Source organism: Rhizobium sp. 21-4511-3d, from assembly GCF_053522545.1.
In genome coordinates, this window is record NZ_JBNWCF010000009.1 from 246646 (window position 1) to 269738 (window position 23093).

Sequence of the window (23093 nt, forward strand, 5' to 3'; positions counted from 1 at the left end):
TGCTCTAAAGCCTCTGCGACCCCTGATGAAAGGCATTGGCATGAGCTTCTCGATCACGACCTGGAACATCAATTCCGTGCGGCTGCGCATGCCGATCGTCGAGAAGTTTCTGATGAAGCATCAGCCGGATATTCTCTGCCTGCAGGAAACCAAGGTTCCGAATGAACTCTTCCCGCTCGCGCCTCTGCGCGCGATGGGCTACGAGCACATCATCATCCACGGGCAGAAGGGCTATCATGGGGTGGCGATCGCTTCGCGCATTCCGCTCACCGAGGATCATAGTTTCGATTATGGCAGCGTCGGCCATGCCCGCCATATCTCGGCGATCTTCGAGCGCGGCGGCCGCCGTGTGCGCCTGCATAACTTCTACGTTCCGGCAGGTGGCGACGAGCCGGATCCGGCGATCAATCCGAAATTCGAGCACAAGCTGAACTTCATCGAGGAGATGAAGCTCCTGAAGGCCGAAGCCGAGGTCAATACTTCAGCCATCCTCGTCGGCGATCTCAATATCGCGCCGCTGGAGCACGATGTCTGGTCGCACAAGCAGCTCTTGAAGATCGTCAGTCATACGCCCGTTGAAACAGAGGGGCTGCTCGAAGTTATCAAGCGGGGCGCCTGGCTCGATCTCATGCGCCAGCACGTGCCTGCCAACGAGAAGCTCTATACGTGGTGGAGCTACCGCGCCAAGGATTGGGAAGCGGCCGACAAGGGGCGCCGCCTCGACCATATCTGGTCGTCCTCCGATCTCGGCCCGCTGCTTCAGCGCGTCGATATCCTCAAGGAAGCGCGCGGCTGGGAGAAGCCGTCGGACCACGTGCCCGTCACGGCGTACTTCAATCTCTGATCAGGAGAAGCGATGCAGCTGCGCCGTCGCCCGGGCGGCGAGCGCGGCGATGTTGTCGCGGATGCGGTTTTCGATCAGCTTTGCGGCTTCCGGATATTCCTCGATGAGGCGATGGAAGAGTGCGCGGGTGATGCGGATGATGCCGGTGTCCTCGCGGGCGACCGCCGTGTACTTGCGCTCGACGAGCGTCACCAGCGCGAGCTCCGACAAGAGCGTGCCCGGTCCGGCGACATGCTGGACGCGATGATGTCCATCCTTGTCCATCACCGTCAGCTCCAGCGCGCCGCTGGTCACGACATAGGCGCTTTCCGCCGGCGATCCCTCTCGGAACAGCATCTGGCCGGTGGAGATGATGCGGCGGTCGGCGCCGAAGGCGATCAGCCGAAGCTGATCGTCGGACATGCCGTTGAACAAGGGCAGCTGCGAGAGCGTATGGATGTCGTCGGTCAGCGCCATCTGCGCATCTGCCTCACGGTATGATCTTGTAGCCGCCGTTCTCGGTAACGAGGATTTCGGCGTTGGAGGGGTCGCGCTCGATCTTCTGGCGCAGGCGGTAGACGTGGGTTTCGAGCGTATGCGTGGTGACGCCCGAATTGTAACCCCAGACCTCCTCGAGCAGCACATCGCGGGTCACGACCTTCTGTTCGGCGCGGTAGAGATAGCGGATGATCGCCGCTTCCTTTTCCGTCAGGCGGATCTTCTGGCCGTTTTCGGCGGTCAGCAGCTTCTGGCTCGGCTTGAAGAGATAGGGGCCGACCGTGAAGGTCGCGTCTTCGCTCTGCTCGTGCTGACGCAGCTGCACGCGGATGCGGGCGAGCAGGACGGCGAAGCGGAAGGGCTTGGTGACATAGTCGTTGGCGCCGGCCTCAAGGCCGAGGATCGTGTCGGAATCCGTATCGTGACCGGTCAGCATGATGATCGGCGCCTTGAAGCCGCCCTTGCGGAGCAGCTTGACGGCCTCGCGGCCATCCATGTCGGGCAGACCCACGTCCATGATCAGGAGGTCCACAGGTGCGCTGCGCGCCGCCTGCACACCCTTGCCGGCGGTCGATTCCTGGAGAACCGTGAACTCCTCATAGAGCGACAGCTGCTCCGTCAGGGTTTCGCGGAGGTCGTCATCGTCATCCACCAGTAGAATGGTGCGTGCGGTCATGCGGGTCTGTTCCTCAGGTTCCGTCTTACAAGTCCTACGCCAAATTCGACGATTGGCAAAGAGCACAAGACGCGCGGTTGCGGGGCTCGGATCGATATGATTTCATCGAACATCCAAGCAAAACAAAAACATGTGAGAATAATGGAAAAAACAAGGCAGAGAGCGCCGAAGCGCATCTCCACCATCCTTGTAAGGCCTCAACCGGGAAAAAAGAGCCGGGCGCTGGTGCAATGCGGGCCGATCGTCGTGCCTGCAGCGATCGGCCGGACGGGGCGCAGCATCCTGAAGCGCGAGGGCGACGGGGCAACACCTGTCGCGGCGATGAAGCTGCTCTACGGCTTCCGGCGTGGCGAGCGTCCGCAGCGGCTCACAACGCCGCTTGCTCTTTCGCGCATCCGTAGCGGTATGCTCTGGTGCGACCAGGCTGAGAACGCCAACTATAACCGGCTGGTCAAGGCGCCCTTCAAGCCGAGCCACGAGGAGCTGAAGCGCAAGGACGGGCTCTACGACGTTTGCCTGGTCATGGACTGGAATGTCTCGTCCCGGGCGCGTCATCGCGGCTCGGCGATCTTCTTCCACCTGATCCGCCCGGGCTATCAGCCGACGGATGGCTGTGTCGCCGTCAAACCACAGGACATGCGCCGGATGCTGCCGCACATGCGCAAGGGGACGGTCGTCCGGGTTCTCTGAATCTCAAGGGGTGATAATTTTTCGCCGCCGTCCTATATGGCTTGTCGACGTCGCGCTGCCTGGCGCGCCGGCTTTCAAACTGACGGAGACATATTGTGGCCAATCAACCCATCATTACTTTCCATGACGGACATTCCATCCCGCAGGTCGGCCTCGGCGTCTGGCAGACGCCGCAGGATATCGCCGCGCCGACAGTGCTGAAGGCGCTGGAAGCCGGCTACCGCCACATCGACACGGCATCCGGCTACGACAACGAGCAGGGCGTCGGCGAAGGCTTCCGTTCCTCCGGTCTCGACCGCAAGGACGTGTTCATCACCACCAAGCTGCGCAACACCGATCAGGGCTACGACAATACGCTGCGCGCCTTCGACGGCAGCCTGAAGAAACTCGGCATGGACTATGTCGATCTCTACCTCGTGCACTGGCCCTCGCCGCATCGCGGCCTCTACCGCGAGACCTGGAAGGCCTTCGTGAAGATCAAGGAAGAGGGCCGGGCGCGCTCGATCGGCGTGTCGAACTTCTATCCCGATCATCTCGAGCACATCATCGGCGATACCGGCGTCGTGCCGGTGATCAACCAGATCGAACTGCATCCCGACTTCCAGCAGAAAGTGGCGCAGGAGGCTCACAAGAAGCTCAATATCGTCACCGAATCCTGGAGCCCGCTCGGCCAGGGCAAGTTCATCGCCAACCCGGTGATCGGCACCATTGCCAAGAAGCACGGCAAGACGCCGGCGCAGGTGATCATCCGCTGGCATATCGATACCGGCCTCGTGGTCATCCCGAAGTCGGTAACGCCGTCGCGCATCGAAGAAAACTTCAAGGTCTTCGATTTCAAGCTGGATGCGGACGATATGGCTGCGATCGCCAAGCTCGACGACAAGGGTGCGCGGATGGGGCCGGATCCGTATACGGCGACTTTCTGATCAAAATAAAAAGGGCGGCTTGAGGCCGCCCTTTTTTGTTCTATGAGTTAAACGCTCAGTTCCATTCGCGAATATCGACGAAGTGGCCGGCAATCGCCGCCGCAGCAGCCATTGCGGGCGACACGAGGTGCGTGCGGCCCTTGAAGCCCTGGCGTCCTTCGAAGTTGCGGTTCGAGGTCGAGGCGCAACGCTCGCCCGGCTTCAGGCGGTCGTCGTTCATCGCGAGGCACATCGAGCAGCCCGGCTCGCGCCAGTCGAAGCCGGCAGCCTTGAAGATCTTGTCCAGGCCTTCCTTCTCGGCCTGTTCCTTCACGAGGCCGGAGCCCGGAACGATCATGGCGTTGACGGTGGAAGCAACGGTCTTGCCTTCGACGACCTTGGCGACTTCACGCAGGTCTTCGATGCGGCCGTTGGTGCAGGAGCCGATGAAGACACGATCGATGCTGATATCGGTGATCGGCGTACCGGGCTTCAGGCCCATATAGTCGAGCGCGCGCCACTTGGAGGTACGCTTGGTCTCGTCCTGGATATCATCAGGGTTCGGAACGATACCCTGAACCGAGATGACGTCCTCGGGCGAGGAGCCCCAGGAAACGATCGGCGGCAGTTCAGCGGCGTTGAGCTTGACGATGCGGTCGTAATGCGCGCCTTCGTCGGTCTTCAGCGTCTTCCAGTAGGCGATCGCCTGTTCCAGCGCTTCGCCCTTCGGCGCGCGCGGCTTGTCCTTCAGATATTCGAAGGTGATCTCGTCAGGCGCGATCAGGCCGGCGCGGGCGCCGCCTTCGATCGACATGTTGCAGATCGTCATGCGGCCTTCCATCGACAACGCGCGGATCGCTTCGCCGGCATATTCAATGACGTAGCCGGTACCGCCTGCGGTGCCGATTTCGCCGATGATGGCAAGAACGATGTCCTTGGCGGTGACACCTGCCGGCAGCTGGCCGTCGACCTGCACCAGCATGTTCTTCGCCTTCTTCTGGATCAGCGTCTGGGTGGCGAGAACGTGCTCGACTTCAGACGTGCCGATACCATGGGCGAGCGAGCCGAAGGCGCCATGCGTCGAGGTATGGCTGTCGCCGCATACGATCGTCATGCCCGGCAGGGTGAAGCCCTGCTCCGGTCCGATGATGTGGACGATGCCCTGACGCTTGTCGTTCTCGGAGTAATATTCGACGCCGAATTCGGCAGCGTTGATGGCGAGCTGCTCGACCTGGATGCGGCTTTCCTCGTTCTTGATGCCGAGGTGGCGATCCGGCGAGGTCGGAACGTTGTGGTCGACCACCGCCAGAGTCTTCTCCGGCGCGCGAACCTTGCGGTTCGTCATGCGCAGGCCTTCGAAAGCCTGCGGCGAGGTGACTTCGTGGACCAGGTGGCGGTCGATGTAGAGAAGACAGGTGCCGTCGGCCTGTTCGTCAACCAGGTGATCGTCCCAGATCTTGTCGTAAAGGGTACGCGGTGCGCTCATGGCAGTTCAATCCGTGTTTGGATGCAATGGAAAAAGGGAAATGGCGGCAAGGCCCGCCGGCCGGCGTCGATCAGCGAAGTCGGCTGTTGAGCGCACCGGAAACGGACGCAAAGAAACGTGCGGGCAGGCGGTAATGGTCCTGCAGCACGAAGATATGCGCGCCAATGCACTTGAACTTGCTTTCCATGGCGCTGGATATAGCGATTTTTCCGCGCGTCGGCAATTCGAATCGTGAGGCGGCCTAGCGGCCCCTTGTCCGGCGCATGTGCATCTCCACCCGCCGCAGCGCCAGAGACAGGCCGATCGTCAGGATCAGGTAGATGTAGGTGACGATCGAATAGGTCTCGAAGAAGCGGAAGGAGCCTGACGCATAGACCTTGCCCATCTGCGTGATGTCGGAGACGCCGAGCACAGAAACCAGCGAACTGTCCTTCACCATAGAGACGAAATCGTTGGAGAGCGGCGGGAAGATCACCTTGATCGCCTGCGGGAAGACGACCAGCCGGAAGCGGTGGTAGCGCGACAGGCCGAGCGCCTTGGCGGCTTCGATCTGGCCGTGATCGACCGACTGGATACCGGCGCGGAAGACCTCGGCGATGAACGAGGAATAGCCGATCATCAGCGCAATGATCGCCCGCCACATCAGCGACAGGTCGCGGACAAGAATAGGCTCGGCGGCGCCGGCTTTGACGAGCGGCGTGATCAGGAAATTATAGGCGGCAACGATCCCAGGCGCGCCGACGAAGGCGACGTAGAAAAGCAGCACCAGCATCGGGATGCCGCGGATGACCTCGATATAAAAGCGCGAGATCTGCCTGAGGACGACGCTGTCCGACAACCCGAGGAGGGCGATGCCGAGGCCGAGCGCCGTCGCCAGCGCGAAGGCGACGACGGTGACGAAGACCGTCACCCACACGCCGTTGACGACGGTTTGGAAGACCTGCGCATAGATGCCGTTGGTGACAATGACGATGGCGAGAATGATGCCGATAATGGCAAGGGCGACCAGCCACCAGGGATAGTCGCCCTTCTCGGATCGCGGGGATGGGTGTGGCGCCATCTGCGATGATCCGGAATTACTGACCCATCTTGTAGTCGAGGAACCACTTCTTGTTCAGGGCATCGAGCGTACCGTCGGCCTTCAGGCTGGCGATTGCCGCATTGACGGGCGCGACGAGGTCGGAACCCTTCGGGAAGATGAAGCCGAAATCCTCGGTGCCGAGCGGGCCACCGATGACCTTCAGCGTGCCGTTCGAGGCATCGACATAGCCCTTTGCCGCAACGCCGTCGGTCAGGACGGTGTCGACGTCGCCGGTCTTCAGGGCCTGGACGGTGGCGCCGAAGGTTTCGAAGAGCTTGATGCGCGGGTTCTGTTCGTTGCCGTCGAGGATTTCGTAGACGGCGGTGTAGAAGGGCGAGGTGCCGGGCTGGGCGCCGACCAAGCCGTCCTTGAAGGCGCCAAAGGTCTTGCCGTCGCTGAAGCGGCTCTCATCGGCGCGAACCAGCATGAACTGCTGCGAGCGCATATAGGGGTCGGAGAAATCAACCTTCGCCTTGCGGTCGTCCTTGATGGTGATGCCGGTCATGCCGATGTTGTACTGATTGTCGGAGACGGCCTGGATCATCGCGTCCCAGCTGGTGTTCTGGTACTCGACCTTGAAGTTCAGCCGCTTGGCGATCTCGTTCATCGCATCATATTCCCAGCCGATCTGCTTGCCGGACTTCGGGTCGACGAACTGCAACGGCGGATAGGCGTTCTCGGTGACGACGACGACCGTCTTGCCGCCGAGATCGGGCAGGGTGTCGGCGACGGCCGCGAGCGGCGAGAGCGTGAGAGCGGCAAGGCCTGCGAGAATGGTGCGGCGGAAAAGCATGCTGAAAAGTCCCCGGAAAAATGTGGCTGGCGAAAACTGTCATAGAAGAGAAGGCGATGGCAAGAGCGGTGAACTTACAGTTGCTGCCTTAAAACAGAAAAGGCGGCCCGAAGACCGCCTTTTCATGCAATGATTTTGCTTCGCAGAACTTATTCTGCTGCCGGCTCAGCGGCGGCGGCTGCTTCTGCGGCTGCCTTTGCTTCAGCGGCTTCTGCTGCTGCCTTTTCGGCGGCGAGAGCCTGTGCTGCTGCAATCTTTTCAGCTTCGATGCGTGCCTTTTCCTCGGCAACTGCAGCGCGCTCGGCTTCGTTCAGCTTGCGGGCGCGGGTGCCGGTGTTCTCGACGATACGAGCCGACTTACCGCGACGGTCGCGCAGGTAGTAAAGCTTGGCGCGACGGACCTTACCGCGGCGAACGATTTCAACGCTTTCGACAGCCGGGGAGTAAACCGGGAATACGCGCTCGACGCCTTCGCCGTAGGAGATCTTGCGAACCGTGAAGTTCTCTTGGAGACCGCCGCCGGAGCGAGCGATGCAAACGCCTTCGTAGGCCTGTACGCGGGTACGGTTGCCTTCCTTGACGCGGACGTTAACGCGGACGGTGTCGCCCGGGGAAAATTCCGGGAGCGTGCGCTGGGCTTCGATCTTGGCGACCTGTTCGGCCTCAAGCTGCTGGATGATGTTCATGACTCAACCTCATTGTTGGTTCAACAGCCAGAGCGCTCTGAACGATCTATCCTTGGTCGAGCCTCAGATATATGCCGGTGAAGGCATGAGCGAATTCGTCTGTTTTTCTTTGCTTGGCTGATGGGAGTTTTCCCATTCCGGGCGTGCGCATACCCTATTACGCAGACCTTGTCACCCCTCTCCGCCGGAAAATCCGCAATGCCGGGCGGTTCGCTGCGCTTCTCCGCGCGATCATGGCTGCGACTTCAGTGATTAATTATTTGTCGAATGCCTAATTTAGGAGCAGATTCTGATTCGGGCCAAATCATGACCCGTGGGAATTTGGAGGGGAATGAATGTCAATAAGCAATCCATCGCCTTCGTTGTATAACGAGGACCTGGCGCCTGCAGAGGAGAGGAAGTGGGGCGCCTTCAGCATCTTCAATGTCTGGACGTCCGACGTCCATAGTCTTTGGGGTTATTATCTCGCCGCCAGTCTGTTCCTGCTCTGCGGCAGTTTCATCAACTTCGTGATTGCGATCGGCATCGGCTCGCTGGTCATCTTCTTCCTCATGAGCCTCGTCGGCAATGCCGGCGTCAAGACGGGCGTGCCTTTCCCGGTTCTCGCGCGCGCCTCCTTCGGCACGTTCGGCGCCAACCTCCCGGCGCTGGTGCGCGCCGTCGTCGCCTGCTTCTGGTACGGCGCGCAGACGGCAGCGGCATCCGGCGCCATCGTTGCGCTTCTCATCCGCAACGACAGCATCCTCGCCTTCCACCAGAACAGTCATATGCTCGGCCACTCGACGCTCGAGGTGATCTGCTACGTCATCATCTGGGGGCTGCAGCTGCTGATCATCCAGCGCGGTATGGAAACCGTGCGCAAATTCCAGGATTGGGCAGGCCCTGCCGTCTGGATCATGATGCTCATTCTTGCCGTCTATCTCGTCACCAAGGCCGGCACCTTCTCCTTCGGCAGCGAAATCCCGCGCGACGTACTGATCGAAAAGACCAAGGACGCAGGCATTTCCTATGAACCCGGATCCTTCCCGGCGCTTGCCGCAGTGGCTGCGACCTGGATCACCTATTTCGCGGCGCTCTACCTGAACTTCTGCGACTTCTCGCGCTATGCCAAGGACACGAAGACCTTGCGCAAGGGCAATCTTTGGGGCTTGCCGATCAACCTTCTCGCCTTCTGCCTCGTTGCCGGTGTCACGACCACGGCCGCCTTCACCGTTTACGGCGAGGTGCTGCTGCATCCGGAAGCAATCTCGGCGAAATTCGACAGCTGGTTCCTGGCGCTGCTTGCGGCTCTGACCTTTGCCGTCGCCACGCTCGGCATCAACGTCGTCGCCAACTTCGTCTCGCCGGCCTTCGATTTCTCGAATGTCTTCCCGCGGCAGATCAGCTTCAAGCGGGGCGGCTATATCGCGGCTCTGATCGCGCTGGTGCTCTATCCGTTCGCTCCGTGGGAAACGGGTGCGGCGCATTTCGTCAACTTCATCGGCTCGACGATGGGGCCGATCTTCGGGATCATGATGGTCGACTACTATCTGATCCGGAAGGGCGAGCTTGATGTTGCCGCGCTCTACCAGGAGAACGGCGAATTCCGCTTCCAGAACGGCTGGCACACGAACGCCTTCATCGCCTTCATTGTCGGTATGGTGTTCTCGTCGATCCTGCCGACCTTCACCTCGATCCTGCCGGATTGGTGGGGAACCTACGGCTGGTTCTTCGGCGTCGGTATCGGCGGCCTGGTCTACTATGTGCTGCGCATGAGCACGCGCGGCTCGGCCGTCGGCGCCGCCACCTGACATATGATGCGCCCGGTTCTGCGGGCGTCTATTCTTCCAAGAGGTCGGGCCGTCGTTTCCTGGTCAGGGCGACGGCCTGTTCATGCCGCCACTTCTCGATGGCGCCGTGATTGCCTGAGGTCAGAACCGCGGGGATTTCCCGGCCTTCCCATTCCTGCGGACGGGTATAATGCGGATGCTCCAGCAGGCCGCCCTCGAAGCTTTCATGCAGGCCGGAGAGATCGTTACCCATGACGCCGGGCAGGATGCGGACGATCGCGTCCAGGACGGTCAGCGCAGCGGGTTCGCCGCCTGATAGCACGTAATCGCCGATCGAGACCTCTTCCAGCTCACGCGCATCGATGACGCGCTGGTCGACACCTTCGAAACGGCCGCAGACGATGATGACGCCGTCGCCCCCGGCGAGCTCGCGAACGCGCTTCTGCGTCAGCGGTTTGCCGCGGGGGCTCATCAGCAGGCGGGGACGATTGTCGTTTTCCGAGACCGTATCGATGGCGCGTGCGAGAACATCGGGCTTCAGCACCATGCCTGCGCCGCCACCGGCCGGGGTATCGTCGACGGTGCGATGCTTGTCGGTGGTGAAATCGCGGATCTGCACGGCGTCCAGCGACCACTGCCCGCGCTCCATCGCCTTGCCTGACAGCGAGAAGCCGAGATGGCCCGGAAACATCTCCGGATAGAGGGTGAGCACGGTTGCCCGGAAGGCCATGACTTACTTCTTTTTCTTCGGTTTGCCGGAGGCGAGCTTGGAGATGTCCTCGGGATCGTCGACGAGACCAGCAGCCATCGGATCGATGCGAATCGTGCCGCCCTCAAGATCGATCTCCAGCACGGAGGCCTCGGAGAACGGAATCAGCACGGGGCCCTTGCCCGGACCCTTGAGCTCCAGAAGATCGCCGGCGCCGAAATCGAAGACACCGGTGATCGTGCCATAGCTGACGCCCTTGTCGTCGAGCGCTTCCAGCCCCTCGAGATCGGCATAGAAGAATTCGTCTTCCTCAAGCTCGTCGTCGGGGAGATTGTCACGCTCGATATAGAGTTCGAGGCCGTTCAGCGCTTCGGCGGCATTGCGGTCGTTGACGCCGCGGAAGCGGACGACGACCATGTTCTTCATTTCGCGCAATTCGAGGACCTCGAAGACGCGGCCATCGAGGCTGTGCAGGTGGCCGTAATCGCCGAGCGCGGTCGCATCAGCGGTATAGGGCTTGACGCGGACCTCGCCGCGGATGCCCTGCGCGCCGCCGATCGTGCCCATCAGCACCGGGTTTTCAAGCTTTGTCATGGTGTCCTTCGTCCGAATGCCGGCATCGATCCGAGTTCACGCTTCTCATAAACGAAGTGCACCGGATTGAAAACGAAAACGGGCGGCATGTCGCCATGCCGCCCGCCCCATAAGGAAATCCTTCTGGGATTATTCTGCGGAAGCTGCAGCTTCAGCGGCGTCAGCAGCCTTCTGAGCCTTTTCAGCAGCGCGCTCCTGAGCCTTCTTGCCCGGCTTTGCCTTTTCCGGGTTGCTCTTGGCGTCGCGCTTTGCGAGGCCGGCTTCGTTGAGGAAGCGGAGAACGCGGTCGGTCGGCTGTGCGCCCTGCTCAAGCCAATGCTTGATACGGTCGTTGTTCAGCTTGATGCGGCCGTCGTTGTCCTTGGCCAGCATCGGGTTCCAGGAACCGAGGTTCTCGAGGAAACGGCCATCGCGCGGCGAACGGGCGTCGGCGAGGACGATGTGGTAGTACGGGCGCTTCTTGGAACCACCGCGTGCGAGACGAATTTTCAGTGCCATGTTCTTTACTCCTTAGGCTTTCTTGGACCGCTTCGTGAGGCGGTTTGTTCACTTTGCTGCGGCGTGGTCCGCAGCGATCTGCTCATGATGCCGGATGACTTCCGTAATGACGAAGTTCAGGAACTTCTCGGCGAAATCCGGGTCCAGATTGGCATCCTTGGCCAGGCGACGAAGGCGTTCGATCTGGTATTCTTCGCGCGCCGGATCTGCCGGCGGCAACTGGTACTTGGCCTTGAGAACGCCGACCTCTTTGGTGCAGCGGAAACGTTCGGCCAGGATATGGACGAGTGCCGCGTCGATATTGTCGATCGACTGGCGGTAGCTCGAAAGCTGGGCTTTGATTTCAGGATCAATCATCGTTCACGCGACCCTTTCACTTCTTCTTGGGCAAACCGGGAAGCCCCGGGAAACCACCGCCGAGACCCGGCAGCTTGGCGCCGCCGAGGCCGGGCAAACCACCCGGCATTCCGCCGAGACCAGGCATGCCCCCGCCCGGCTTTCCAAGACCCGCAGCTTCGGCTTGCTTCTGGAGCGCTTCCAGCTGCTTGGGGTCGATATTCGAGAGATCGGGCATGCCGCCCATTCCGCCCATGCCGCCAAGACCCATCTTGCCGGCAAGGCCGCCCATCATCTGCTTCATCAGGCCGCCCTTACCCTTGCCGCCCATCATCTTCATCATGTCCGCCATCTGGCGGTGCATTTTCAGAAGCTTGTTGATGTCGGAGGCGTCGGTGCCGGAGCCGGCGGCGATGCGCTTCTTGCGGGAGTGCTTGAGCATGTCGGGGTTGGCACGCTCGGCCTTGGTCATCGACGAGATGATCGCCAGCTGGCGGCCGAACAGGCTGTCGTTCAGACCGGCCGAAGCCATCTTGTCCTTCATGCCGGCCATGCCGGGCATCATGCTCATGATGCCGCCCATGCCGCCCATCTTCTGCATCTGGCGCAGCTGATCGGCGAGGTCGTTCAGGTCGAACTTGCCCTTGGCCATCTTGGCGGCCATGGCAGCCGCCTTTTCGGCGTCGATGTTTTCGGCGGCTCGCTCGACCAGCGAAACGATGTCGCCCATGCCGAGGATGCGATCGGCGATACGGCGGGGATGGAATTCCTCCAGCTCGCCCATGCGCTCGCCGACACCGATGAGCTTGATCGGCTTGCCGGTGACGGCGCGCATCGAGAGCGCTGCACCGCCGCGGCCATCGCCGTCCATACGGGTCAGAACGAGGCCGGTAATGCCGACGCGTTCATCGAAATTACGCGCCAGATTGACGGCGTCCTGACCGGTCAGCGAATCTGCGACCAGCAGGATTTCATGCGGGTTCGACTTCTTCTTGATGTCGGCCATTTCGACCATCAAGGGCTCGTCGATATGCGTGCGGCCGGCGGTGTCGAGAATGACGACGTCGTGGCCACCGAGCTTCGCAGCCTGGACGGCGCGTGCGGCGATATCGGTCGGCGACTGGCCAGCGATCACCGGCAGCGTATCGACGCCGGTCTGGACGCCGAGCTGGCGCAACTGTTCCTGGGCGGCCGGACGGCGCGTATCGAGCGACGCCATCAGCACCTTTTTCTTCTCGCGGTCGGTGAGCCGCTTGGCAATCTTTGCCGAAGTCGTCGTCTTACCGGAGCCCTGCAAACCGACCATCATGATGACGACGGGCGCTACGGCATGAAGATCGACGCCCACGCCTTCGCCGCCGAGCATCTCGATCAGCTCGTCATGGACGATCTTGACGACCATCTGGCCGGGCTTGATCGACTTCAGGATCTCGGCGCCGACGGCCTTTTCGCGAACACGGTCGGTGAAGCCACGAACGACTTCCAGCGAGACGTCGGCTTCCAGAAGGGCACGGCGAACCTCGCGCAGCGCTGCGGAAACATCGGCTTCCGAAAGCGCGCCACGGCCTGTCAGTCCATTGAGAATGGATCCAAGACGGTCCTGGAGGTTTTCAAACATCGGCTCTTCCTTGTGATTTCCGGGATGACGGAAACCTTGTGCTTTTCCTTGACGAAAACAAGACGCAAAGCCAAAAAGCACCCGAGGGCGCATCGCGCTGTCGGGTGTGGACCTCCGGGATCAGGGTCCCGGTCGGCGGCTCGGAGTCATGTCGCTCGTCGCAGAATTGAGGCGCGGTAAACAGGAAAGCGGCCGGAAAGTCAAGCCGAAGCGGGGAAATTAGCGCCTCCGGTCCTTCTCAAATCGCCTGCGCCTTCCCAAATGCATCGCCCCGACACGAGAGTCCATTCGCTCATGCCCGACGCCAAGATGCGCAATCCCTATTATCAGGGGCCGGTTTCAGATCATTTCGACGGCGTTCAGTTTTTCAATCCTGAAGGGATCGAGCCGCTCGGCTTTCGCGAGCTGATGCGCTGGCAGTTCGGCGGCGGACGCTTCCGCTGGCCGAAGGCAGTCGACAGCACGTTTCCTCCCGCGAAACCTGCTCAACGCATCGATGGCGAGGATCTGCGGGTGACGATGGTCGGCCATGCGAGCCTGCTGATACAGGTTGCCGGGCTCAATATTCTGACGGACCCAGTGTGGTCGGATCGCGCCAGCCCCTTTTCCTTTGCCGGGCCGCGGCGGGTTTCGCCGCCCGGCATCCGCTTCGAGGACCTGCCGCCGATCGATGTCGTGCTCGTCTCGCACAATCACTACGACCATCTCGATATCAGGACGCTGAAGAGGCTGTTCGAGGAGCATGGTCCGCATTTCATCACTCCGCTCGGCAATGACACCATCATCCATCGCGCCATTCCCGATGCGAAGATCTCGGACATGGATTGGGGAGACCGGCTTTCCTACTGGGATGGCGTGACCATTGATGCCGAGCCCTGCCATCACTGGTCGGCGCGCGGCACGCGCGACCGGCGCATGGCGCTCTGGGCCGCTTTCGTCATCTCGACGCCCGCAGGCAAGATCTATCATGTCGGCGATACCGGCTTTCACGAGGGCATCAATTACAAGGCAGCGCGGGAAAAGCATGGCGGCTTCCGCCTCGCCATCCTGCCCTTCGGCGCGTATGAGCCGCGCTGGTTCATGAAGGGGCAGCACCAGAACCCGGAAGAGGCGGTGGCGGGCATGGAACTCTGCAGCGCCGCCCATGTCGCCGGGCACCATTTCGCGACCTTCCAGCTGACCAACGAGGCGATCGATGCGCCGGTTGCAGCGCTGCAGGAGGCGCTTTCAGCCCGCGGTATCGAACCCGGCCGCTTCCGGCCGCTGCGCGCAGGCGAAGTGTTTGACGTGCCGGTTGCGTGAGCAGCCGGTAAGCCACTGGTAATTCGCCCGCGTTTCCGCCATATACAGCCCGAAAGCAATGGAAGTGGCAGCAATGAGCGCAACGGTCGAATTCGCGAAGATGAACGGGCTTGGCAACAAGATCCTGGTTGTCGACATGCGTGGCCGTCCCGACAAGGTGACGCCCGATGCCGCGATCGCGCTGAATGCCGATCCCGACACCGCCTTCGACCAGATCATGGCGATCCATGATCCCCGGGCCGACGGCACCGATGCGTGGATCGACATCCTCAATTCTGACGGCTCGAAGGCGCAGGCCTGCGGCAACGGCACACGCTGCGTCGTGCAGGCACTGTCTGCCGAAACCGGCAAGAAGATCTTCACCTTCCAGACGGTCGCCGGCATTCTGAATGCCGTCGAGCATGAGGACGGGACGATCTCCGTCGACATGGGTAAGCCGGTCTTTGCCTGGGACAAGATCCCGCTGGCCGAAGAATTCTATGACACGAGTCGCATCGAGCTGCAGATCGGGCCGATCGATAATCCCGTGCTGCATTCGCCTTCGGCGATGTCGATGGGCAATCCGCATGCGATCTTCTGGGTCGATAAGGATGTGATGTCCTTCGATCTCGCTCGCTTCGGGCCGCTGCTCGAAAACCACCCGATGTTTCCGGAACGCGCCAATATCACGCTGGCGCAGGTCACCTCGCCCTCCTCGATCACGACGCGCACCTGGGAGCGCGGCGCCGGCCTGACGCTTGCCTGCGGTTCCGCTGCCTGCGCCACCGCCGTTTCGGCAGCGCGCACCGGCCGCACCGGTCGCAAGGTAGAGATCAAGGTTGCGAGCAGCCCGAATGCCGGTTCGCTGTCGATCGAATGGCGCGAGCCCGACGATCACGTCATCATGACCGGACCTGCCGAATGGGAATGGTCCGGTATGGTCGACCCGACGACCGGCAACTGGTCGCGCGACGCGGAGCATGGAGCCGAGGCGCGGTGAGCGGCGTCGAGGTCATTACCTTCGGCTGCCGTCTCAATACCTACGAATCCGAAGTGATGCGGGCGGAGGCCGAGAAGGCCGGGCTCAACAATGCCATCCTCGTCAATACCTGCGCCGTCACGGGCGAGGCCGTGCGCCAGGCGCGCCAGGCGATCCGCCGCGTGCGACGCGAAAATCCACATGCCCGCATCATCGTCACCGGCTGTGCGGCGCAGACCGAAAGCCAAGTCTTTGCAGAAATGGCCGAAGTCGATGCCGTGCTGGGCAATGAGGAGAAGCTGAAGAGCGCCTCCTATCGCGCGCTTCCGGATTTTGGCGTGTCGGCGGAAGAGAAGTTGCGCGTCAACGACATCATGAGCGTCAAGGCGACGGCGCCGCAGATGGTCAAGCATATCGACGGGCATGTGCGCGCCTTCATCCAGGTGCAGAACGGTTGCGACCACCGCTGCACCTTTTGCATCATCCCCTATGGCCGCGGCAATTCGCGCTCGGTGCCGATGGGCGCCGTGGTCGATCAGGCCCGAAATCTGGTCGAGGGCGGCTATAGCGAGATCGTGCTGACGGGTGTCGATGCCACCAGCTACGGCGCCGATCTGCCGGGCCAGCCGACGCTCGGGCTGCTTGCCAAGACGCTGCTGAAGCAGATCCCCGAAATCCGGCGCCTCAGGCTTTCCTCGATCGACAGCATCGAGGCCGACCAGCATCTTTTCGATCTGATCGGCGACGAGCCGCGATTCATGCCGCATCTGCATCTGTCGCTGCAGCATGGCGACGACATGATCCTGAAACGGATGAAGCGTCGGCATAGTCGCGCCGATGCGCTCGATTTCGTCGCGCAGGTGCGCCGGTTGCGGCCGGAAATCAGCCTCGGCGCCGATATGATCGCCGGCTTTCCGACCGAGACCGAGGAGATGTTTGCCAATGCCGTCGGCCTCGCCGAAGAGGCCGGTATCGCGCATCTGCACGTCTTCCCCTACAGCCCACGCCCGGGCACGCCGGCGGCCCGAATGCCGCAGTTCGACCGCTCGCTGATCAAGGATCGCGCCGCTAGGCTGCGCGCCACTGGACAGACGCTCTACCAGTCCCATCTCGACAGGATGGTTGGAACGCGGCAATGGCTGCTGGTTGAAAACAACGGCCTGGCGCATACCGAAAACTTCACGCTCGTTGCCGTCCCCGGCCTTCGCCCGCGCTCCATGCTGCAGGCCGAAATCACCGGCCACAACGGCAAGCACCTCGACATGCAATTGACGGCCGCAGAGGCCGCCTGACTTTCACGGAATTCTCATGGCCCTCAGTTTCATCAAAAAGGTCTTCACCTTCGGCAAGCCGCTCGAAGAGGCAAAGCCGCAAGAGGCTGCACCCGCCATCGAGCCGGTGAAGGAAGAGCTGCCGGCAGCCGCCGATCCGGTGCTGCCGGAAGAGGTGGAGACGGCTGGCGGGCCTGTTGCTGACGTTGCCGAGCCTGAGGTGGTTGAGGAAGCGGAAGAGCCGGCGATCCTGCCTGATGTCGCGCAGATGAGCAATGTGGGTGTGGTGCCGTTGTCTCTGCTGGAGGCGGAGGCCGAGGCTGAGGCCACGGTAGAAGAGCCTGCCGCGATCCATACGGAAACACCCCCCTCTGTCCCTACGGAACATCTCCCCCACAAGGGGGGAGATCAGGTCGAGGATGCTGTTCCCGATCGCGAAGAAGGCCGCGTAGAGCCGACTGAAACTTTCCCGGAAGAAATCCTCCCGAAGGAAGACGAAAGCCTTCTCGACGCCGAAGTGGCGCAAGACCTGCCCGCTCAGCCGATCTCCCCACCTGCGGGGGAGATGCCCGGCACGGCAGAGGGGGGCACTCCACCCACGGACATCGAAGAAGCAACGGCAGAGCAGACGCTAGACGTCGAGGAAGTGGCTCCCGAACAAGCACCCATCCTCCCGAAAGGTTTCGCCACGGGCGCCGCCGTCCCGGAACCCGAACCTGTCGTCATCCAGCCGAAACTCAGCTGGTTCCAGCGTCTCCGTGCCGGTCTCGCGCGCACCTCGTCGCAGCTGACCGGCCAGATCACCGCGCTCTTCACAAAGCGCAAGCTCGATGACGAGACGCTGCAGGATCTGGAAGACCTGCTGATCCAGGCCGATCTCGGCGTCGAGACGGCGATGCGGGTCACCGATACGCTGGCCTCGGAGCGCTACGGCAAGGATGTGACGGGCGAAGACGTCACGCGCATCATGGCAACCGAGATCGTCAAGGTGCTGAAGCCGGTCGCCAAGCCGCTGCAGCTCGATCTCAGCCATAAGCCGCATGTCATCCTCGTCGTCGGCGTCAACGGCACCGGCAAGACGACGACGATCGGCAAGCTGGCCGCAAAGCTCTCTGGCGCAGGGCTGAAGGTGATGGTCGCCGCCGGCGATACGTTCCGCGCTGCCGCGATCGAGCAGCTGAAGATCTGGGCCGATCGCACCAAATCCGAATTCATCGGCACCAAGCTCGGCGCCGATGCCGCTGGTCTCGCCTATGACGCCTTCGAGCAGGCGAAGGCGAAGAAATGCGATGTGCTGATCATCGATACCGCCGGACGTCTGCAGAACAAGGCGGAGCTGATGGCCGAGCTCGAGAAGATCGTGCGCGTGCTCGGCAAGCTCGATCCTGACGCGCCGCATACCGTGTTGCAGACGCTCGACGCGACGACCGGCCAGAACGCCATGAACCAGGTGGAAATCTTCCGCAACGTCGCCGGCGTCAACGGGTTGATCATGACCAAGCTCGACGGCACGGCGCGCGGTGGTATCCTCGTTGCCATCTCCGCCAAGCACAAGCTGCCGGTCTATTTCATTGGCGTCGGCGAAGGCGTGGACGATCTGGAGCCTTTTGAGGCCGAGGATTTCGCACATGCCATTGCCGGTATCGGTCAATGATGCCACAGATAAGCCGCCAAGAGCGCGCAAGCCGCGGCCGGTTGAGACAGGCCCGAAACTGACAGGTTTTACGAACAGCATGACCACCGAAAGCGATATCACGCCCTCCGCCGCAGACCGGCACCACCCGCTGCTGAAGCTGGCGCTGGAGCTCGGACCGCTGCTGATCTTCTTTTTCGCCAACCTGCGTGGCCAGTGGCTGGTCGATCGCTTCCCGGCTCTTGCCGAGCTCGGCGGTCCGCTCTTCGTCGCTACCGGCCTGTTCATGGCTGCGACCGTGATTTCGCTTGTCGCCTCGAAGATCATCCTCGGCCATCTGCCGATCATGCCCTTCGTTTCGGGCATCGTGGTGCTGATCTTCGGCTCGCTGTCGATCTACCTGCAGAACGAGACCTTCATCAAGATGAAGCCGACCATCGTCAATGCGCTGTTCGGCGTGGCGTTGCTCGGTGGTCTCGCCTTCGGCAAGTCGCTGCTCGGCTATGTCTTCAATGCCGCCTTCCAGCTCGATGCCGAGGGATGGCGGAAGCTGACGCTGCGCTGGGGTATCTTCTTCCTGTTCCTCGCCGTGCTCAACGAAGTCATCTGGCGGAATTTCTCCGATGATTTCTGGGTCGCTTTCAAGGTCTGGGGCACCATGCCGATCACTATCCTGTTCACGATGGCGCAGATGCCGCTGATCCTGAAGCACACGATCCAGCCCGCGGGAGAAACCGAGAAGTGAGCTTCGACAGTACGGCCGAGCGCACGAAACATCAGACCTTCTGGGTTCTCGCCTGCTTTGCCGTGCTCCTTGCGCAGGTCGTCACCGAATATTTCATGGGCCGCACGGTCATCTGCACCTGCGGATATGTGAAACTCTGGGAGGGTACCGTCAATTCCAGCGGCAATTCCCAGCACCTGTCGGACTGGTACACGCCCTCGCATATCATCCACGGCTTCCTGTTTTATGGGCTGGCGCATCTCGTGCTGCGCGGTAAGCCGCTCGCGGCACGCCTGCTCCTGGCGCTGGTGATCGAATCCGGCTGGGAGCTGCTCGAAAATTCGCCCATCATCATCGACCGCTACCGCGCGGCGACGATCTCGCTCGATTATTACGGCGACAGCATCATCAATTCGGCGATGGACGCCGTGTTCATGGTGATCGGCTTCTTCTTCGCGGCCCGGGCGCCGGTGGCGCTGACCGTCGCGATCGCCATCTTCTTCGAGCTGTTCACCGGCTACATGATCCGGGACAACCTGACGCTCAACGTGCTGATGCTGATCTGGCCGGTCGAGGCGATCAAGACCTGGCAGAGTGCGATTTAGCGGACGTTTTGCCGTGCAGCCCCCTCATCCGCCTGCCGGCACCTTCTCCCCGCCGGGGAGAAGGGAAGATGCCGCGACCTCTCTGTCCCTTCTCCCCTCGGGGAGAAGGTGGCCCGATAGGGCCGGATGAGGGCGCGCACGGCAGAACGCCTGTGATGACCGACCTTGGCCTCTACGACGCCGGCTTCCCCAGCACTTTCTCCATCGCCGGGAAAAGCCCTTCCTTCATGCTGATCTCATCGAAGGGGCCGACGCGCTTATAGATGATCGTTCCGTCAGGGGCGACGAGATAGCTTTCGGGAACGCCATAGACGCCCCAGTCGATCGCGGCCTTGCCGTTCGGATCGACGCCGATTGCCTTGAATGGGTTGCCGAGCTCGTTCAGGAACTGCAGCGCGTTCTCGCTCTTGTCCTTGTAGTTGATAGCAACGATGTTGAGCCTGCCATCGGCGGCGAGCTGTTTCAGGATCGGATGTTCTTGCCGGCAGGGGATGCACCAGGAGGCGAAGACGTTGACGAGCGTTAGCTTGCCCTTGACCGCAGCGTCCGTCAGCGCCGGCAGGTTGGAGCCTTCAAGCGGCGCCAGATTCAGCGACGGCGCTTTGGTGCCGAGCAACGCGGAGGGGATTTCCGAGATATCCTTGCCGTGGAAATCCTGGTCGTAGAGCATCTTGGCCGCAGTCGCGGCGATGCCGCCGAAGACGAGGAGCGGGATCAGGGCGACGGCATAGCGGCTGAGGCCACGCGCCTTGGTCTCTTGCGTCTCGGGCGCGCTCATTCGCCGTCCTTCTTTCGGGCAGAGCGGCGGCGGATGCCGGAGGCTTCGAGAGCGGCGAGCTCCTTCTGACGGGCGCGGCCATCGGCCCAGATCCAAAGAGTGACGGCAATCGTCACGAAAGCCGCGAAGCCATAGGCGCTGTAGACGTAGAAAGCATGCGTCATCGATCAGTCCTCGCGGCTTGCCATGCGGGCGGCAAGGCGGCGCTGAGCGGCGACGCGGCGGCGCCAGATCTCGTTGCGCATCGCCATGATGTGCAGCGTGAAGAACAGTAGCGTGAAGCCGACAGCCATGACGAGCAGCGGACGCAGGAATTCGGGATCGATCGTCGGGCCATCGAGGCGCATGACGCTTGCCGGCTGATGCAGCGTGTTCCACCACTCGACGGAGAATTTGATGATCGGGATGTTGACGAAGCCGACGAGGATCAGGACGGCGACGACGCGGGCGGCCTTGGAGGGATCGTCGATGGCGCGATTGAGGGCGATCAGGCCGAGATACATCAGGAAGAGCACGAAAACCGAGGTCAGGCGCGCATCCCAGACCCACCAGGTGCCCCACATCGGCTTGCCCCAGAGCGAGCCAGTGACGAGAGCGAGAAGCGTGAAGGCGGCGCCGAGCGGTGCGGCGGCCTTGGCGGACACATCGGCCAGCGGATGGCGCCAGACCAGCGTGCCGATCGCCGAGATGCTCATGACCGTGTAGCACATCATCGCCAGCCAGGCCGAGGGCACATGGATATACATGATGCGGACGGTCTCGCCCTGCTGGTAGTCGCCTTCGGTCGCGAAGCTCAGATAGAGCCCCACGGCGAGACAGAGGGCAGTGATGCCCGCCATCCAGGGAATGATACGGCTTGCAAGCGCCAGAAACCGGGTCGGGTTTGCGAGGTCGCTGAATTTGCTGATGGCCAGGCTGGTTTCGCTCATGAGCGGTTCTTTACCTTGAACGCGGTTCTCCCGCAATTGATGCCGGTCAACGGCGCGATCAATCCGACGTGTTTCTGAGCGCGAGCGCCGCCGCTGCCGGGCCGATGACGGCGAAGAACAGCGTCAGGGCGATGAGCACGAGGAAGGGCGGGATGAATGGCGCCGGGTCCTCGACCGCGGCATAGGTAGCGCTGACGCCGAAGATCAGCACCGGGATCGTCAGCGGCAGGACGAGGATCGAGACGAGCAGGCCGCCGCGCGGCAGGGCGACGGCGACCGCCGCGCCGACGGCACCGATAAAGGTGATCGCGGGCGAACCGACCAGCAGCGTCAGCATCGTCGCGCCGATCGCCGTCTCGTCCATGTTCATGAAGAGGCCAAGCAGCGGCGAGGCGATGACGAGCGGCAGGCTGGTTGCCGTCCAGTGCGCCAGACATTTCATGAAGACCGTTAGCACCAGCGGTGTTTCCTGCATCAGCAGGATATCGAGCGATCCATCGTCGCGCTCTGCCTGGAAAAGGCGGTCGAGGCCGAGAAGGGCGGCAAGCAGGGCACCGATCCAGACGATCGCCGGGCCGATGCGGGAGAGCAGATTGAGATCGGGGCCGACGCCGAAGGGGATGACGGCGACGACGGTGAGGAAGAACAGGACGCCGATGAGCGCGCCGCCGCCGGAGCGGATGGAGAGTTTGAGATCGCGGAGGAAGAGGGCTTTCATGGGGTATGGCCCTCGTTCCGTAGGGTGGGCGGGTTACCCCCCTCTGTCCTGCCGGACATCTCCCCCACAAGGGGGGAGATCACGTGTGGCGCGCTCATCAGGCCATATTCGACGTTCGCGATTGGAGAGATAGCAGGGCGAGCGTCTGAGCCCAGCCAATCTCCCCCCTTGTGCGGTAGATGCCCGGAAGGGCAGAGGGGGGCAGCCGCGGAACGAGCCATCATCCCCACACCCCCTGATCCACACCCGCAAATCCCGCCATCCGCAATTCCCGCGCATTCTCCAACCCCAGCGGCTGATGCGTCGCCGCCAGCACGATGCCGCCCTTTCTCTGATGCGCGCCGATCAACTCCGCAAACAGCTTGTCGGCGCTGGCATCAAGCGCAGCCGTCGGCTCGTCGAGGATCCAGATCGGGCGGTAGGCGACGAGCAGCTTGGCGAAGGCGAAGCGGCGTTGCTGGCCGGCAGAGAGATAGCCGAAGGGGAGGTGGGTAATGCCGGAGAGGCCGACAGCGTCGGCGGCATCGGCGATCGACATGCCGGAGACGCCGAGAACGTCGCCCAGAAAGTCCTGCCAAAAGGCGAGATTTTCCTCGACCGTGAGCTCGCTTTTCATCGCGTTCCGGTGGCCGAGATAGTGGCTGACTTCGCTGACGCGATGCTCGTCCGAACCGTGCGAATCAGTGAAGCGCACGGCACCCTTTTCGGGGCGCAGAAGACCGGCGACGACACGCAGTAAAGTGGACTTTCCTGATCCATTTTTACCAGTCAAAACCAATGCTTCGCCGCTTTCGAGGTGGAAGGACACGTCCTCGAAAATCAGGTCTTCGCCCCGGCGCGCAGCGAGTTTTTCGGCAGTCAGGTGCACGGCATTTCCGTTGTTTAAGATTTTAGTCATTGCGTCGCAAAAAATGTCCGAAATGGGCCACGCACTATCTGGCACCCTTCTTAGAAATTATCTATAAGACCCGCAACCACGCCAGCGGTCGGCGTGAACTTCATCCTTGCGCCGA

The 23093-nt window shown here is 61.9% G+C and carries 26 protein-coding genes; 10 read left to right on the plus strand and 16 right to left on the minus strand.

The window, feature by feature from the left end:
• The first annotated feature begins 40 nt into the window (after window positions 1–40).
• Complete coding sequence (gene xth, locus ACQZ5H_RS20760) at window positions 41–844, plus strand: exodeoxyribonuclease III (protein WP_112718501.1); 804 nt, start codon at window positions 41–43, stop codon at window positions 842–844.
• Here the strand turns inward: xth and ACQZ5H_RS20765 are convergent, their stop codons facing one another.
• Window positions 845–1300 carry a cyclic nucleotide-binding domain-containing protein gene (locus ACQZ5H_RS20765; protein ID WP_112718333.1) on the minus strand — a complete coding sequence of 152 codons (456 nt, stop codon included), beginning with the start codon at window positions 1298–1300 and terminating at the stop codon, window positions 845–847.
• 13 nt (window positions 1301–1313) lie between these two features.
• Window positions 1314–1997: a response regulator transcription factor gene (locus ACQZ5H_RS20770; protein WP_112718335.1), complete on the minus strand. Its 684-nt coding sequence runs from the start codon at window positions 1995–1997 to the stop codon at window positions 1314–1316.
• A 141-nt stretch (window positions 1998–2138) separates the two neighbouring features.
• Here ACQZ5H_RS20770 and ACQZ5H_RS20775 point away from each other — a divergent pair, with 141 nt between their 5' ends.
• Window positions 2139–2687, plus strand: coding sequence for a L,D-transpeptidase family protein (locus tag ACQZ5H_RS20775; RefSeq protein WP_112718337.1), 549 nt, complete (start codon window positions 2139–2141; stop codon window positions 2685–2687).
• A gap of 95 nt (window positions 2688–2782) precedes the next feature.
• A complete protein-coding gene (locus ACQZ5H_RS20780) occupies window positions 2783–3613 on the plus strand; it encodes an aldo/keto reductase (RefSeq protein WP_112718339.1) in 831 nt (276 codons plus the stop codon).
• 55 nt (window positions 3614–3668) lie between these two features.
• On the opposite strand, the gene leuC is transcribed toward ACQZ5H_RS20780, so the two are convergent.
• The 4 genes from leuC to rplS form a co-directional block, all read right to left on the minus strand.
• Window positions 3669–5078 carry a 3-isopropylmalate dehydratase large subunit gene (gene leuC, locus ACQZ5H_RS20785; RefSeq protein WP_112718341.1) on the minus strand — a complete coding sequence of 470 codons (1410 nt, stop codon included), beginning with the start codon at window positions 5076–5078 and terminating at the stop codon, window positions 3669–3671.
• A 241-nt stretch (window positions 5079–5319) separates the two neighbouring features.
• Window positions 5320–6138 (minus strand): amino acid ABC transporter permease, encoded by an 819-nt coding sequence (locus ACQZ5H_RS20790; protein WP_449098927.1) that lies wholly within the window; start codon window positions 6136–6138, stop codon window positions 5320–5322.
• Window positions 6139–6154: 16 nt separating this feature from the next.
• Window positions 6155–6952, minus strand: coding sequence for a transporter substrate-binding domain-containing protein (locus tag ACQZ5H_RS20795; RefSeq protein WP_449098928.1), 798 nt, complete (start codon window positions 6950–6952; stop codon window positions 6155–6157).
• Between the two features lie 149 nt (window positions 6953–7101).
• Window positions 7102–7638 carry a 50S ribosomal protein L19 gene (rplS, locus tag ACQZ5H_RS20800; protein WP_112718353.1) on the minus strand — a complete coding sequence of 179 codons (537 nt, stop codon included), beginning with the start codon at window positions 7636–7638 and terminating at the stop codon, window positions 7102–7104.
• Between the two features lie 335 nt (window positions 7639–7973).
• On the opposite strand from rplS, the gene ACQZ5H_RS20805 reads away from it, so the two are divergent.
• The gene (locus tag ACQZ5H_RS20805) at window positions 7974–9428 is read left to right on the plus strand and encodes an NCS1 family nucleobase:cation symporter-1 (protein ID WP_112718355.1); all 1455 of its coding nucleotides are present in this window, start codon (window positions 7974–7976) and stop codon (window positions 9426–9428) included.
• Window positions 9429–9456: 28 nt separating this feature from the next.
• On the opposite strand, the gene trmD is transcribed toward ACQZ5H_RS20805, so the two are convergent.
• From trmD to ffh, 5 genes are all read right to left on the minus strand, one after another.
• Complete coding sequence (trmD, locus tag ACQZ5H_RS20810; RefSeq protein WP_449098929.1) at window positions 9457–10137, minus strand: tRNA (guanosine(37)-N1)-methyltransferase TrmD; 681 nt, start codon at window positions 10135–10137, stop codon at window positions 9457–9459.
• A gap of 3 nt (window positions 10138–10140) precedes the next feature.
• Window positions 10141–10710, minus strand: a complete 570-nt coding sequence (gene rimM / locus ACQZ5H_RS20815; RefSeq protein WP_449098930.1) for a ribosome maturation factor RimM — start codon at window positions 10708–10710, stop codon at window positions 10141–10143.
• A 129-nt stretch (window positions 10711–10839) separates the two neighbouring features.
• Entirely contained in the window at window positions 10840–11208 is a 369-nt protein-coding gene (gene rpsP, locus ACQZ5H_RS20820; protein ID WP_112718361.1) for a 30S ribosomal protein S16, read from the minus strand.
• Window positions 11209–11256: 48 nt separating this feature from the next.
• The gene (locus ACQZ5H_RS20825; RefSeq protein WP_449098931.1) at window positions 11257–11565 is read right to left on the minus strand and encodes a chorismate mutase; all 309 of its coding nucleotides are present in this window, start codon (window positions 11563–11565) and stop codon (window positions 11257–11259) included.
• A gap of 16 nt (window positions 11566–11581) precedes the next feature.
• A complete protein-coding gene (gene ffh, locus ACQZ5H_RS20830) occupies window positions 11582–13162 on the minus strand; it encodes a signal recognition particle protein (RefSeq protein WP_199627911.1) in 1581 nt (526 codons plus the stop codon).
• Between the two features lie 294 nt (window positions 13163–13456).
• Between ffh and ACQZ5H_RS20835 the strand changes: the two genes are divergently transcribed.
• From ACQZ5H_RS20835 to ACQZ5H_RS20860, 6 genes are all read left to right on the plus strand, one after another.
• Window positions 13457–14464, plus strand: coding sequence for an MBL fold metallo-hydrolase (locus ACQZ5H_RS20835; RefSeq protein WP_449098932.1), 1008 nt, complete (start codon window positions 13457–13459; stop codon window positions 14462–14464).
• A gap of 73 nt (window positions 14465–14537) precedes the next feature.
• A complete protein-coding gene (dapF, locus tag ACQZ5H_RS20840; protein ID WP_449098933.1) occupies window positions 14538–15443 on the plus strand; it encodes a diaminopimelate epimerase in 906 nt (301 codons plus the stop codon).
• Window positions 15440–16714, plus strand: a complete 1275-nt coding sequence (gene mtaB / locus ACQZ5H_RS20845) for a tRNA (N(6)-L-threonylcarbamoyladenosine(37)-C(2))-methylthiotransferase MtaB (RefSeq protein WP_449098934.1) — start codon at window positions 15440–15442, stop codon at window positions 16712–16714. The genes dapF and mtaB overlap by 4 nt, the downstream gene beginning before the upstream one ends.
• 16 nt (window positions 16715–16730) lie before the next feature.
• Entirely contained in the window at window positions 16731–18347 is a 1617-nt protein-coding gene (ftsY, locus tag ACQZ5H_RS20850) for a signal recognition particle-docking protein FtsY (protein WP_449098935.1), read from the plus strand.
• A 79-nt stretch (window positions 18348–18426) separates the two neighbouring features.
• A complete protein-coding gene (locus ACQZ5H_RS20855) occupies window positions 18427–19071 on the plus strand; it encodes a septation protein A (RefSeq protein WP_130283199.1) in 645 nt (214 codons plus the stop codon).
• The gene (locus tag ACQZ5H_RS20860) at window positions 19068–19655 is read left to right on the plus strand and encodes a DUF2585 domain-containing protein (RefSeq protein WP_449098936.1); all 588 of its coding nucleotides are present in this window, start codon (window positions 19068–19070) and stop codon (window positions 19653–19655) included. Before ACQZ5H_RS20855 ends, ACQZ5H_RS20860 begins: the two co-directional genes overlap by 4 nt.
• 172 nt (window positions 19656–19827) lie before the next feature.
• On the opposite strand, the gene ACQZ5H_RS20865 is transcribed toward ACQZ5H_RS20860, so the two are convergent.
• The 5 genes from ACQZ5H_RS20865 to ccmA all read right to left on the minus strand — a co-directional run bounded on the left by ACQZ5H_RS20865 (window position 19828) and on the right by ccmA (window position 22948).
• Window positions 19828–20433: a DsbE family thiol:disulfide interchange protein gene (locus tag ACQZ5H_RS20865; RefSeq protein ID WP_449098937.1), complete on the minus strand. Its 606-nt coding sequence runs from the start codon at window positions 20431–20433 to the stop codon at window positions 19828–19830.
• Window positions 20430–20597: a heme exporter protein CcmD gene (gene ccmD / locus ACQZ5H_RS20870; RefSeq protein ID WP_449098938.1), complete on the minus strand. Its 168-nt coding sequence runs from the start codon at window positions 20595–20597 to the stop codon at window positions 20430–20432. Before ccmD ends, ACQZ5H_RS20865 begins: the two co-directional genes overlap by 4 nt.
• Before the next feature lie 3 nt (window positions 20598–20600).
• Window positions 20601–21362, minus strand: a complete 762-nt coding sequence (locus tag ACQZ5H_RS20875) for a heme ABC transporter permease (RefSeq protein ID WP_449098939.1) — start codon at window positions 21360–21362, stop codon at window positions 20601–20603.
• A 58-nt stretch (window positions 21363–21420) separates the two neighbouring features.
• On the minus strand, window positions 21421–22080 hold the full coding sequence (gene ccmB, locus ACQZ5H_RS20880; RefSeq protein ID WP_449098940.1) for a heme exporter protein CcmB: 660 nt from the start codon (window positions 22078–22080) through the stop codon (window positions 21421–21423).
• Window positions 22081–22300: 220 nt separating this feature from the next.
• Complete coding sequence (gene ccmA, locus ACQZ5H_RS20885) at window positions 22301–22948, minus strand: heme ABC exporter ATP-binding protein CcmA (protein ID WP_449098941.1); 648 nt, start codon at window positions 22946–22948, stop codon at window positions 22301–22303.
• Between the last annotated feature and the right edge of the window lie 145 nt (window positions 22949–23093).

Excerpts from the sequence above, each read along its gene's own strand:
- ffh (WP_199627911.1), bottom strand. The coding sequence starts at position 13,162 with ATGTTTGAAAACCTCCAGGACCGTCTTGGATCCATTCTCAATGGACTG.
- ACQZ5H_RS20825 (WP_449098931.1), bottom strand. The coding sequence starts at position 11,565 with ATGATTGATCCTGAAATCAAAGCCCAGCTTTCGAGCTACCGCCAGTCG.
- xth (WP_112718501.1), top strand. The coding sequence starts at position 41 with ATGAGCTTCTCGATCACGACCTGGAACATCAATTCCGTGCGGCTGCGC.
- ACQZ5H_RS20855 (WP_130283199.1), top strand. The coding sequence starts at position 18,427 with ATGACCACCGAAAGCGATATCACGCCCTCCGCCGCAGACCGGCACCAC.
- ACQZ5H_RS20865 (WP_449098937.1), bottom strand. The coding sequence starts at position 20,433 with ATGAGCGCGCCCGAGACGCAAGAGACCAAGGCGCGTGGCCTCAGCCGC.
- ccmD (WP_449098938.1), bottom strand. The coding sequence starts at position 20,597 with ATGACGCATGCTTTCTACGTCTACAGCGCCTATGGCTTCGCGGCTTTC.
- trmD (WP_449098929.1), bottom strand. The coding sequence starts at position 10,137 with ATGGCCTTCCGGGCAACCGTGCTCACCCTCTATCCGGAGATGTTTCCG.
- ACQZ5H_RS20765 (WP_112718333.1), bottom strand. The coding sequence starts at position 1,300 with ATGGCGCTGACCGACGACATCCATACGCTCTCGCAGCTGCCCTTGTTC.
- ACQZ5H_RS20875 (WP_449098939.1), bottom strand. The coding sequence starts at position 21,362 with ATGAGCGAAACCAGCCTGGCCATCAGCAAATTCAGCGACCTCGCAAAC.
- rplS (WP_112718353.1), bottom strand. The coding sequence starts at position 7,638 with ATGAACATCATCCAGCAGCTTGAGGCCGAACAGGTCGCCAAGATCGAA.
- ACQZ5H_RS20775 (WP_112718337.1), top strand. The coding sequence starts at position 2,139 with ATGGAAAAAACAAGGCAGAGAGCGCCGAAGCGCATCTCCACCATCCTT.
- ACQZ5H_RS20790 (WP_449098927.1), bottom strand. The coding sequence starts at position 6,138 with ATGGCGCCACACCCATCCCCGCGATCCGAGAAGGGCGACTATCCCTGG.
- dapF (WP_449098933.1), top strand. The coding sequence starts at position 14,538 with ATGAGCGCAACGGTCGAATTCGCGAAGATGAACGGGCTTGGCAACAAG.
- ccmB (WP_449098940.1), bottom strand. The coding sequence starts at position 22,080 with ATGAAAGCCCTCTTCCTCCGCGATCTCAAACTCTCCATCCGCTCCGGC.
- ftsY (WP_449098935.1), top strand. The coding sequence starts at position 16,731 with ATGGCCCTCAGTTTCATCAAAAAGGTCTTCACCTTCGGCAAGCCGCTC.
- ACQZ5H_RS20805 (WP_112718355.1), top strand. The coding sequence starts at position 7,974 with ATGTCAATAAGCAATCCATCGCCTTCGTTGTATAACGAGGACCTGGCG.
- ACQZ5H_RS20770 (WP_112718335.1), bottom strand. The coding sequence starts at position 1,997 with ATGACCGCACGCACCATTCTACTGGTGGATGACGATGACGACCTCCGC.
- rimM (WP_449098930.1), bottom strand. The coding sequence starts at position 10,710 with ATGACAAAGCTTGAAAACCCGGTGCTGATGGGCACGATCGGCGGCGCG.
- rpsP (WP_112718361.1), bottom strand. The coding sequence starts at position 11,208 with ATGGCACTGAAAATTCGTCTCGCACGCGGTGGTTCCAAGAAGCGCCCG.
- ACQZ5H_RS20795 (WP_449098928.1), bottom strand. The coding sequence starts at position 6,952 with ATGCTTTTCCGCCGCACCATTCTCGCAGGCCTTGCCGCTCTCACGCTC.
- leuC (WP_112718341.1), bottom strand. The coding sequence starts at position 5,078 with ATGAGCGCACCGCGTACCCTTTACGACAAGATCTGGGACGATCACCTG.
- ACQZ5H_RS20835 (WP_449098932.1), top strand. The coding sequence starts at position 13,457 with ATGCCCGACGCCAAGATGCGCAATCCCTATTATCAGGGGCCGGTTTCA.